This window comes from Pseudoalteromonas sp. Hal040 (assembly GCF_037162425.1).
GTDB lineage: Bacteria > Pseudomonadota > Gammaproteobacteria > Enterobacterales > Alteromonadaceae > Pseudoalteromonas > Pseudoalteromonas gelatinilytica.
The window spans coordinates 3,012,582-3,023,016 of the sequence record NZ_JARLUU010000001.1; the positions used below are offsets into that span (position 1 = coordinate 3,012,582).

Annotated in this window: 11 protein-coding genes; 3 read left to right on the forward strand and 8 right to left on the reverse strand. The window is 43.1% G+C overall.

The window, feature by feature from the left end:
* Positions 1-11 precede the first annotated feature (11 nt).
* The gene (locus tag P4S60_RS13950) at positions 12-377 is read right to left on the reverse strand and encodes a hypothetical protein (protein WP_337116341.1); all 366 of its coding nucleotides are present in this window, start codon (positions 375-377) and stop codon (positions 12-14) included.
* A gap of 65 nt (positions 378-442) precedes the next feature.
* Positions 443-1,312, reverse strand: coding sequence for a hypothetical protein (locus P4S60_RS13955; protein ID WP_337116342.1), 870 nt, complete (start codon positions 1,310-1,312; stop codon positions 443-445).
* Between the two features lie 228 nt (positions 1,313-1,540).
* Between P4S60_RS13955 and P4S60_RS13960 the strand changes: the two genes are divergently transcribed.
* From P4S60_RS13960 to yjjG, 3 genes are read left to right on the forward strand one after another with little or no spacing between them, the layout of a single operon-like run.
* The gene (locus tag P4S60_RS13960; protein ID WP_054561042.1) at positions 1,541-2,440 is read left to right on the forward strand and encodes a phosphoribulokinase; all 900 of its coding nucleotides are present in this window, start codon (positions 1,541-1,543) and stop codon (positions 2,438-2,440) included.
* Between the two features lie 48 nt (positions 2,441-2,488).
* Positions 2,489-3,028, forward strand: a complete 540-nt coding sequence (gene yjjX, locus P4S60_RS13965; RefSeq protein ID WP_337116344.1) for an inosine/xanthosine triphosphatase — start codon at positions 2,489-2,491, stop codon at positions 3,026-3,028.
* 11 nt (positions 3,029-3,039) lie between these two features.
* The gene (yjjG, locus tag P4S60_RS13970; RefSeq protein ID WP_119852488.1) at positions 3,040-3,714 is read left to right on the forward strand and encodes a pyrimidine 5'-nucleotidase; all 675 of its coding nucleotides are present in this window, start codon (positions 3,040-3,042) and stop codon (positions 3,712-3,714) included.
* A gap of 70 nt (positions 3,715-3,784) precedes the next feature.
* On the opposite strand, the gene lpxC is transcribed toward yjjG, so the two are convergent.
* From lpxC to murC, 6 genes are all read right to left on the reverse strand, one after another.
* A complete protein-coding gene (gene lpxC / locus P4S60_RS13975) occupies positions 3,785-4,696 on the reverse strand; it encodes a UDP-3-O-acyl-N-acetylglucosamine deacetylase (protein WP_036971181.1) in 912 nt (303 codons plus the stop codon).
* Between the two features lie 104 nt (positions 4,697-4,800).
* Positions 4,801-6,048, reverse strand: a complete 1,248-nt coding sequence (gene ftsZ, locus P4S60_RS13980; RefSeq protein WP_063702594.1) for a cell division protein FtsZ — start codon at positions 6,046-6,048, stop codon at positions 4,801-4,803.
* 21 nt (positions 6,049-6,069) lie between these two features.
* The gene (gene ftsA / locus P4S60_RS13985) at positions 6,070-7,302 is read right to left on the reverse strand and encodes a cell division protein FtsA (RefSeq protein ID WP_063702596.1); all 1,233 of its coding nucleotides are present in this window, start codon (positions 7,300-7,302) and stop codon (positions 6,070-6,072) included.
* Positions 7,299-8,078 (reverse strand): cell division protein FtsQ/DivIB, encoded by a 780-nt coding sequence (locus P4S60_RS13990; protein ID WP_063702598.1) that lies wholly within the window; start codon positions 8,076-8,078, stop codon positions 7,299-7,301. Before P4S60_RS13990 ends, ftsA begins: the two co-directional genes overlap by 4 nt.
* 1 nt (position 8,079) lies before the next feature.
* On the reverse strand, positions 8,080-9,000 hold the full coding sequence (locus P4S60_RS13995; protein WP_105174506.1) for a D-alanine--D-alanine ligase: 921 nt from the start codon (positions 8,998-9,000) through the stop codon (positions 8,080-8,082).
* Positions 8,997-10,433 carry a UDP-N-acetylmuramate--L-alanine ligase gene (gene murC, locus P4S60_RS14000; RefSeq protein WP_442961488.1) on the reverse strand — a complete coding sequence of 479 codons (1,437 nt, stop codon included), beginning with the start codon at positions 10,431-10,433 and terminating at the stop codon, positions 8,997-8,999. The genes P4S60_RS13995 and murC overlap by 4 nt, the downstream gene beginning before the upstream one ends.
* Positions 10,434-10,435 lie beyond the last annotated feature (2 nt).

Below are 10,435 nucleotides of genomic sequence, written 5' to 3' on the forward strand. Positions count from 1 at the left end.
GTGGCCCTTTTTTATTGCGCTAAAATAGCATTTAATTTAGTTATAAATTGCTCAGTCGCTTCAGATGAGGTGACTTTAAATGCAATACCATAATGAATGGGCTGTGCACTTTTATAAATGCGAGTTGGAAAACGAGTCATTTCACTACTGTGAAAATAATCTTTGATACGTGTAATGCCCTCAATTGACTCGAAATCAGCACTGAATACTTCAAAAATAGGTCTAATAACAATTTTTGCTTGGCCACTTTGCTCATGAACATAAAATGCCTCTTTTGAGCTAGCTGGCATAAATTCGTTAATATTTTTAATCTTGAAATTACTGCGGCAGCCCGCTTTTACCAGCTGTACACTCACTTGCTCGGCAGAAAAAGACAAAGGCGTTCCTTACATATAACGTGGATAGTTTAGCCACAGTACAGCAATCAGGCTGAAACCGTTACTCATTTATTACATACAAATGCCAGTTTGCTCTGTTTATAATTTAAACGCGAGATTGAGCCTTCACAAAAGCGTCTCAAATCAAGCCACTGTGATACCACTTCTGGCTCTGACAAACTGCGCTTATGCACTCGGTTATTAACCGCATAGGCCACAGTATCTTTATCAATTAAAGCAAAGTCTTGCACCGACTCAGGTAATCTAAATAAATCACTTACTTCCACTGTTTGCGGCATAAAGCGCGCAACCCAGTGTTGGTTATCTTTGTTATAACTAAATAAATAACTGTTTGTGTGCTTATCAAAAATTAAAGTACGGCCAATATCACCGGCAATGACACGTGGTTTAGCAGCTGCAACGCGAGTGTATTGCAATGTATGCGGCTCACCTAAGATAAACATGATGAGTTCTTCATCAGCGCCCCAAGCATGGTAGCCAACCGGTTCAATCCATTCAAAAATTCGGCTAGCAACAGACTCTTCTGCTAATGGATACTGCCATAACTTTTGCTTGCCATCTGCTTCAACCACGATTGCCGACAAGGCTTGCTGATTTGGCATCAGGGTTGGAGAGTATTCACTGACGGGCGTATTGGTAATATTCACACTGCTTTTAGTTGCATAGTCGTAAAACGCAATATCGGTTTGCGATTGGTCATTTTCGCCAACAACCTCATGGGTATAGTAAAGCCCTGTATCAACTAAAAATGGTTGATTATTATAAGCTTTATCATCTGTTACTCGCGACACCTGCATACCATATGGGGTATCTAAGTCGGCAAGTAATATTTCGCTTTTAGGCATCGCTGCATGTACGTGACTGGTAAACAATGTCCCTGCTGCGACGAAAAGTAAAGACGAAATCAATTTCATGTTGTTCTCTCGTTTTAATTTTTATCAGCCCATGATAGCGTTAATTAATCCGCCAGTCACTTGACCTTACCATGCTCGACCTTTATAACTAGGACGTGTTCGTTTTTTATCAGTTTCTACTGATTGATTTTATGCACGATAATACCAAACGCGTTAAGGTACTGACCATTAAGCACAACAATGGTTAACTATTTAAGCCGATAGGTATCAACAATAACGAGAATAATTATGTCAGCTAAACACCCTATCATCGCTATTACCGGTTCATCTGGGGCGGGGACTACTACAACCACCAATGCAATTAAGCACATTTTTAGAAGCTTAAGCATTGATGCAGCCTTCATCGAGGGCGATAGCTTTCATCGTTATACACGTCCAGAAATGGATAAAAAAGTCCGTGAAGCACAGCAAGAAGGCAAGCATATTAGCTACTTTGGCCGAGAAGCTAACGATTTTGGCGCCCTTGAAGAGCTTTTTTACCAATATGGTGAAACCGGGCAAGGTAAAATCAGACGCTACTTACATACTTTCGACGAAGCGGTTCCTTATAACCAATTACCGGGCACCTTTACACCTTGGCAAGACTTAGAATCAAATACAGATATCTTGTTCTATGAAGGTCTACATGGTGGTGCTGTCGATGAGAATCATGATGTTGCTAAGCATGTCGATTTATTGATTGGCATGGTGCCTATTATTAACCTTGAGTGGATCCAAAAGCTCATTCGCGATACCTCGGAACGAGGCCACTCTCGTGAGGCGGTAATGGGTTCTATTGTGCGTTCGATGGACGATTACATAAATCATATTACACCTCAGTTTTCACGTACTCATATCAACTTCCAGCGAGTGCCTACTGTTGATACCTCAAACCCATTCAGCGCAAAAGACATTCCATCGCTAGACGAAAGCTTTGTTGTTATTCGCTTTCGTGGCATAGATGACGTCGATTTTCCGTACTATTTGAGCATGATTGAAGGCAGCTTTATGTCTCGTATCAATACGCTTGTGGTGCCTGGAGGCAAAATGGGCTTAGCAATGGAGCTTGTGCTAACCCCGTTGATCAAAGATATTATTTTGAAAAAACGCGCTCTTGAAAATTTAGCCCCGGTTGACTTGCCGATTTAATTCACTCGGGTACACTGCTGACTCTGGTAAAACAATGGAGTCGTCGGCTTGAAACAAACTTTACGTGTTATGGTTGGTTCAAAGAACCCCGTTAAAATTAACGCGGCTAAACATGTCTTTAGTCTTTATTTCCCAAATCATACGATTGAATGCAAAGGTGAACATGCGCCTTCTGGCGTGCCTGATCAACCGCTAGGTGAAGATGAAACCCGTATCGGTGCTGAGAATCGTGTTAAGTATTGCCAAGATCACTTTGACGCCGACTTTTATGCAGCAATGGAAGGTGGCGCAGAACAATTTAGTTATGGCGCAGCAACCTTTGCCTTTGTGGTGATTGCAAACAAGCAACAATTTAGCGTTGGTCGCAGTAGCAACCTGCCATTACCGCAACCTTTTTACGATGCATTGCTGGCAGGTAAAGAGTTGGGTGATGTCATGGATGAGGCATTCAATACTGTTAATATCAAACAACAAGGTGGTGCTATTGGCTTATTGACCAATCACCTTGCTACGCGTGAAAGCACTTATGTACAAGCGCTGACACTGGCCATGGCGCCATTTTTACACCCAACCCTATTCAATCAGTAATTAGGATAACTATGAAGTATAGCCACGTATTATTCGATGCAGATGAAACGCTTTTTAGCTTTAATGCATTTGAAGGTTTAAAAGTGATGTTTGCACATTACGGCGTAGAATTTACTGAGTCAGATTATCATCATTACCAAGCAACTAATAAGCCGCTGTGGGTTGCATATCAAAAGCACGAAATTACTGCCAGTGAACTACAGATAACTCGCTTTACCGAGTGGGCAAATAAACTCGATGTACCAGCAAAAGCACTTAACGATGGCTTCTTAGACGCTATGGCCTCTATTTGTGTGCCACTGCCTGGTGCAGTTGAATTACTCACAAAATTGAAGCCACACGCCAAGCTAGGCATTATTACCAATGGGTTTGCTAAGTTACAACAAAAGCGCTTAGAGCACACCGGTTTACAGGATATGTTCGATTGGCTTGTTATTTCAGAGTTAGTCGGTAAAGCAAAGCCTGCCCCAGAGATTTTTCAGCACACATTCCAATTAATGGGCAATCCGCCAAAAGAGCAGATTTTAATGGTGGGTGATACCGCTGCCAGTGATATTTTAGGTGGTCACAATGTGGGTATCGACACGTGTTGGTTACAACACCCGGGAGTTGAGCTACCTGAGGATATTAAACCTACATATCAAATCAATCAGTTGGTCGAGCTTGAAGCTATTCTAGGCTTATAATTCTTGATAATAGTTTGGCAAAAAAATGACGCTTAAAGCGTCATTTTTTGTAACTGTAATATGCTTGCGATTAAGCTGTCGCTACTTCTAAGCCTGGTGCTGGCATAGTCACTGGGGTATCGAAAGTTGCCCATTCCCATGCTGACTCAGTCGCCATAATTTTACGAAGTAGTTTATTGTTTAAATCATGGCCTGATTTATAAGCCGTGATTTTACCTAGAATGTTGTGGCCAGTCATAAACATATCGCCCACACAGTCTAAGATCTTGTGTTTAACAAACTCATCGCTATAACGTAAGCCGTTTGGATTCAGTACTTTAAACTCATCCAATACAACTGCGTTATCCATGCTACCACCTAATGCTAGGTTGTTAGCGTGCATATACTCGATATCTTTCATAAAGCCGAAAGTACGTGCGCGGCTGATTTCTTCAGTGAAGCTTTGTGCCGTGATATCTAAACCGATACGTTGGCGGCTTTCATTGATTGCTGGGTGATCAAACGCAATTTCAAAATCGATGTGAAAACCATCGTATGGTTCGATCTCAGCCCATTTATCGCCTTCTTCAATACGTACTTTTTCTTTAATACGAATAAAGCGTTTAGCTGCATTTACTTCTTTAATGCCGCCTTTTTGTAACAAGTAGATGAATGGTAATGCACTACCATCCATGATTGGTACTTCTGAGCTATCTAATTCAACAATTAGATTATCAATACCCATCGCCGCTACCGCCGCAATAAGGTGCTCAGTCGTTGATAAACGAACGCCATCTTTGTTTGTTAAACAGGTACACAGTTGCGTATCACCAACGGCTTCTGGTGTTGTTTCAAAATCAACAACCGGATCAAGGTCTACGCGACGAAATACTATCCCAGTATTTGCGCTCGCAGGTCGGAGAGTAATAGTGACCTTCTCACCTTTATGAAGTCCAATTCCTATGGCTTTGACTACTTCTGCAATCGTACGCTGTTTAATCATAGGTTCGCTCACTTATAGTTACAGTTAGACGGCGAATTGTATCATAAATACATCCAGCTGCCAATTTGTTTATTTATCGAACAAAATTACCAACAAAAACTGTCTTAGTCAGCTTGCTTTCTTAGGAAAGCAGGAATGTCGAAGTAATCGCCACCCTCTGATTTATCAGATTTTTTGCTGCTCTCAGTGCTGCTAGATACTGAGCTGCTCGCTGTACTTTGTTGTACTGGCTCTTGCTTTTCAGACGCAGATGACATGCTTACGTCATCGCTGCTGCCTTGACTTGCAAAGCTTGGTACATACATGCTGCTAGTCGTTTGGTTCATTGAGCTGTGTACATCAGAACCTGATGCTTTTTTAAAGCCATTATCAACAATACCAAACTGTGGACGACGATCGCCGCCTAAACCTGTTGCAACAACCGTTACACGTAACTCGTCGCTCATTTCAGGGTCAATTACCGCACCTACAACCACTGTTGCGTTTTCTGACGCAAGTGCTTTAACGTGGTTACCAACAATTTCAAATTCTTCAATCGCAATATCCATACCTGCGGTGATATTAACTAGGATACCTTTAGCACCTGTTAAATCAACATCTTCAAGTAATGGGCTTGAAATAGCCGCTTCAGCTGCTTCTTGCGCGCGGTCTGGACCAGACGCTGATGCTGTTCCCATCATCGCAGTGCCCATCGCTGACATTACTGTACGTACGTCGGCGAAATCCACGTTGATTAGACCAGAACGTGTAATTAGCTCTGCAATACCTTGTACCGCACCAAATAACACGTCATTCGCTTTTGCGAAAGCATCTAATAGTGTAGTCCCTTTACCTAAAACTTTAAGCAATTTATTGTTCGGAATTGTAATAAGTGAGTCTACAGTTTCTGACAATTCATTAATGCCTTGTTCAGCAGCTGCAGCACGCTTTTTACCTTCGAAGTCAAATGGGCGTGTTACTACAGCAACCGTTAGAATACCTAACTCTTTAGCAATTTTAGCAACCACTGGTGCAGCACCGGTACCCGTACCACCGCCCATACCTGCAGCGATGAACACCATGTCAGCGCCTTCAAGGCTGGCACGGATAGTATCAGCGTCTTCTTCAGCAGAGTTACGACCCACTTCAGGGTTTGCACCCGCACCTAGACCAGAGGTGATTTGTGTTCCTAGCTGTACTGTCACATCAGCCGACGAATTACGTAATGCTTGTGCATCTGTATTCGCGGCAATGAAACGTACGCCTTCAATTTGTTGTTTTACCATGTGCTCAACAGCGTTACCGCCGCCACCGCCCACGCCAATTACTTTAATGACAGCTTCTTCGCTGTGCTGTTCCATCATATCAAACATGTTTACTCTCCGACTTGAGTCTTAAAACTCACCTTGGAACCATTTAGTAATACGGTTCCACCAATTATTATCACCTTCCGCTTTCGACTTTTGTGCATTCATCGATTGCATTGTACGGCCGTATTGTAACAAACCAACCGCGGTCGCGTACGAAGGATCATCTACATAATCTGTCAAACCAACAATCCCGATTGGTTTGCCAATTCTGACCGGCATTTGGAAAATGTCTTCTGCCACTTCCATTGCACCCGTCATTTTTGCTGTTCCGCCAGTAATGACGAGACCTGCAGCAATTTGGTCTTCAAAACCTGAGCGGCGTATTTCTTCCATCGCCAACTCGAATAATTCTCTAAAACGTGGCTCCACAACCTCAGATAAGGTATGACGCGACATAATGCGCGCAGGACGACCACCCACACTCGGCACTTCAATCGTGTCTTCGTTGCTTGCCATTTGGCTACTCGCACACGCGTATTGTACTTTGAGTGACTCAGCATGTGATATAGGTGTTCTAAATATTTTTGCAATATCACCAGTCACTTGGTTACCAGCTACCGGAATAACGGCTGAGTGACGAAGCGCACCATTAATATAAATGGTGATATCCATAGTGCCGCCACCAATATCTAACACAGCCACACCCAGTTCTTTTTCATCATCTGTAAGGACTGAATAACATGATGCCAGTGCTGTGAAGATCAACTGATCGACTTCGAGACCACAACGCTCAACGCACTTTTCGATATTCTTTGCCATATCATTTGAGCAAGTAATGATGTGCGCACGAGCTTCCATACGTACACCACTCATACCAAGTGGGTTCTTAATCCCCTCTTGCATATCAATGCTGTACTCTTGTGGCAGTGCATGCAGCATTTTGCGCTCTGCCGAAATTGGCACAGAGCGAGCAATGTGAATCACATTTTCGATATCTTCATCAGTTACTTCAGTGTTGTTAATCGCAACGACACCGCTTTCGTTTTGGCACTGGATGTGTTTTCCAGAAATACCTAAATAAACAGAGCTGATACGGCAATCAGCCATCAACTCTGCTTCGTCTATTGCGCGACGAATCGATTCAGAAACAAGGTTAAGGTCGTTAACGCCGCCTTTATCCATACCATGCGATACTTGGCTGCCAACACCCACAATGCTCAGTTTGTTATCTGCGGTGATTTCACCAACGGTGGCCACAACTTTCGATGTGCCAACGTCTAATCCAATCACTAGGTTTCTTTCTGCTGACTTGGTCATGCCTTACTCTTATTTTCTAATTGTTCTTCTTGCACTGGCTTCCAGCTCACCGCAAGACCGGTATCATACCGTAAATCAACAACATCGATTTGTGCATCTGCACGTTGTTCCATGCGCGGATACACGTCAATAAAACGTTGTACACGCTTTGCTTTTTCTTTGCGGCCTAAATTCAGGCGAATGCCATTATCAAGCCATAACTGCCACGAAAAACGCTCTGATAGCGCTAAACTTGTCAGCTCTAAATTATTCACTTTAAGCATTTCTTGAAATTGACGAAATGCAGTCCACGCTTCGATTTCACTGCCTTCAGGGCCGTAAAGCTGCGGCAAAGTAGTGGGTAATTTTTCACTACTGGCCTGAAACACTTCGCCTGCTTGGTTTAGCAGTAAATCACTGTTCCAGTGCGCTACAGCTTGGTGTTCAACAACATAGACCTGTAAGGTATCTGGCCATTGTTTTCTGACCGAGGCCGTTGCCACCCAAGGTAAGCTTTGCACTAAGCGTTGCACATGTTTTACGTCTAATTCAAAAAAACTCGATAAGTCGGCTTTTTTTATTGCACCAATAATTGCTTTTTCATCAGTATATTGGGGCTGACCAAGTACTGATAAATGCTTTATTTGTGCGTCTTTATTTTCGACCAACCAATCAGAGACGCCCGTGGTGATTTTCACTAATGCAAAAATCACCACTAGAAAAAAGCTCACACCAAAAATCAACGACCAATTTAGCTGTTGTTTTAATTGTTGCGCTTTTTCTAAAAAAGGATGCATATTAAAGTGTTTGCTCCAAAATGCGAACAACTAATTGCTCAAAGCTTGCACCATTTGCTTTTGCCGCCATTGGTACTAAAGACTTTTCTGTCATGCCTGGTACCGTATTTACTTCTAATAAGTAAAAGTTTCCTTGCTGATCACGCATTGCATCAACACGGCCCCAACCACTTGCACCGACTAAATCAAACGCTTTTAATGCCATATCTTGCAACAATTCAGTTTCTTGCGCAGATAAATCTGCTGGGCAATGGTACTGAGTTGTAGTTGATTGGTACTTAGCTTGATAGTCATAAAAACCATTCGGCGTCGTCATTTCAATCACAGGTTGAACATCTTGCCCAAGTACCGCAACAGTAAATTCACGGCCAGTGATCCACTGCTCTACAAGCACTTGGCTATCAAACTTAAATGCAGCATTTAATGCAGCATCGAGTTGCTCTGCGCTACTTGCTTCTGCCATACCAATGCTTGAACCTTCATGTGACGGTTTGACCATCACTTTGCCAAATTCATTAATAATCGCTTGGCTATCAAATTCATAACGGCTATCAACAACGGTATAAGGTGAGGTGCTTAGGCCCATCGCTTTGAACAAGTGTTTACAACGTACTTTGTCCATCGCAAGTGCAGAGCCAAGTACATCACTACCGGTATAAGGAATACCCATAAATTCAAGCGCACCTTGAATGGTGCCATCTTCACCACCACGACCATGAAGGGCAATGAATACACGTTCAATGTTTAATTCTTTTAATTGCCATAACGGCTGATCTTTTGGATCAAAAGCAATGGCGTCAACGCCAACACTTTGCAAAGCGTTCAATACGGCTTGGCCAGATTTAAGAGAAACTTCTCGTTCGGCAGATGTGCCACCAAAAAGTACCGCTACTTTGCCAAATTTGTCGCTTAACTGGCTCATACATTTACCTGCTTTAGTTGTTCAATAGACAAGTTGGTTGCTGCTAACTTTTTCACTAACTGGCCTATGTTACCAGCGCCTTGTGTTAAAACTAAATCATTATCTTGCAGTGTATCAGCAAGGACACCGGCAAGCTCAGAGCTACTAGCAACATGCAGTGGCTCTTTGCCACGCTGGCGTAAACTACGACATAAACTCTTACTATCTGCACCCACAATTGGCTCTTCGCCCGCTGAGTACACATCAAGGAGTAATAGCTGATCAACATCAGCAAGCACTTTGACAAAATCTTCGTACAAGTCGCGAGTACGACTATAACGGTGCGGCTGGTAAACCATCACTAAACGTTTATCTGGCCAACCCTCACGAACCGCAGCAATTGTCGCTGCAACTTCAGATGGATGATGGCCATAGTCATCAACTAACATCACATTGCCGCGCTCATTTTCAAACGTACCATAATGTTGGAAGCGGCGGCCTACACCTTCAAACTTTGCAAGTGCCTCTAAAATTGCATGGTTCGCAATGTTTTGATCTTTAGCCACTGCAATCGCCGCTGTCGCGTTAAGCGCGTTGTGTTTGCCCGGCATATTAAGCGTGACAGCTAAGCTTTCACCTTGCTTATTCACTACACTAAATGAGCAGGTATTCGCTGTTTGGCTAAAATCAAGCATACGGTAATCAGCTTCGGCCGATTCACCATAGGTAATAACAGGACGTCCAAAGCGCGGGATCAGCTCTGCCGCAACCTCAGAATCAATACACACCACTGCTAAACCATAAAACGGTAAGTTATGAATGAAATCAACATAGGTGTCTTTCATTTTTTCTAAGCTACCGCCGTACGTATCCATGTGATCTTCTTCGATATTCGTGATCACCGATACCATAGGCTGTAAATGTAAGAATGACGCATCACTCTCATCAGCTTCTGCAATTAAAAAGTCACTTTTACCAACCTTGGCATTACTTCCTGCACTATTTAACAAGCCACCAATAATAAATGTTGGATCAAGGCCAGCTTGCGCATAAATGCTCGCGATTAAACTCGTGGTTGTGGTTTTACCATGAGTGCCTGCTACCGCAATTCCGTGGCGAAAACGCATTAGTTCAGCCAGCATCTCAGCACGGCGAACAATAGGAATACGCGCCGCTTTAGCCGCTTTAATCTCAGGGTTTTGCTCATTTATAGCACTTGATACCACCACAACGCTGGCATCTTTTACATTGTTTTCATCATGACCAATAAATACTTCTGCACCCACTTGAATTAAGCGCTCAGTCATTGCACTGTGCGCAATATCTGAGCCTGTGATGCGGTAGCCTTCAAAAGCAAGTACTTCGGCAATTCCACCCATGCCTGCACCACCAATCCCAACAAAATGGATGGTGTCGATACGACGCATCGCAGGACGAGTGTTGTTTTCTTTCATCG

What these genes read in the sequence shown, in the direction of transcription:
- ftsA (WP_063702596.1), bottom strand. Translation starts at nt 7,302, where the DNA reads ATGACCAAGTCAGCAGAAAGAAACCTAGTGATTGGATTAGACGTTGGC.
- yjjG (WP_119852488.1), top strand. Translation starts at nt 3,040, where the DNA reads ATGAAGTATAGCCACGTATTATTCGATGCAGATGAAACGCTTTTTAGC.
- lpxC (WP_036971181.1), bottom strand. Translation starts at nt 4,696, where the DNA reads ATGATTAAACAGCGTACGATTGCAGAAGTAGTCAAAGCCATAGGAATT.
- murC (WP_442961488.1), bottom strand. Translation starts at nt 10,433, where the DNA reads ATGAAAGAAAACAACACTCGTCCTGCGATGCGTCGTATCGACACCATC.
- ftsZ (WP_063702594.1), bottom strand. Translation starts at nt 6,048, where the DNA reads ATGTTTGATATGATGGAACAGCACAGCGAAGAAGCTGTCATTAAAGTA.
- P4S60_RS13995 (WP_105174506.1), bottom strand. Translation starts at nt 9,000, where the DNA reads ATGAGCCAGTTAAGCGACAAATTTGGCAAAGTAGCGGTACTTTTTGGT.
- P4S60_RS13955 (WP_337116342.1), bottom strand. Translation starts at nt 1,312, where the DNA reads ATGAAATTGATTTCGTCTTTACTTTTCGTCGCAGCAGGGACATTGTTT.
- P4S60_RS13960 (WP_054561042.1), top strand. Translation starts at nt 1,541, where the DNA reads ATGTCAGCTAAACACCCTATCATCGCTATTACCGGTTCATCTGGGGCG.
- P4S60_RS13990 (WP_063702598.1), bottom strand. Translation starts at nt 8,078, where the DNA reads ATGCATCCTTTTTTAGAAAAAGCGCAACAATTAAAACAACAGCTAAAT.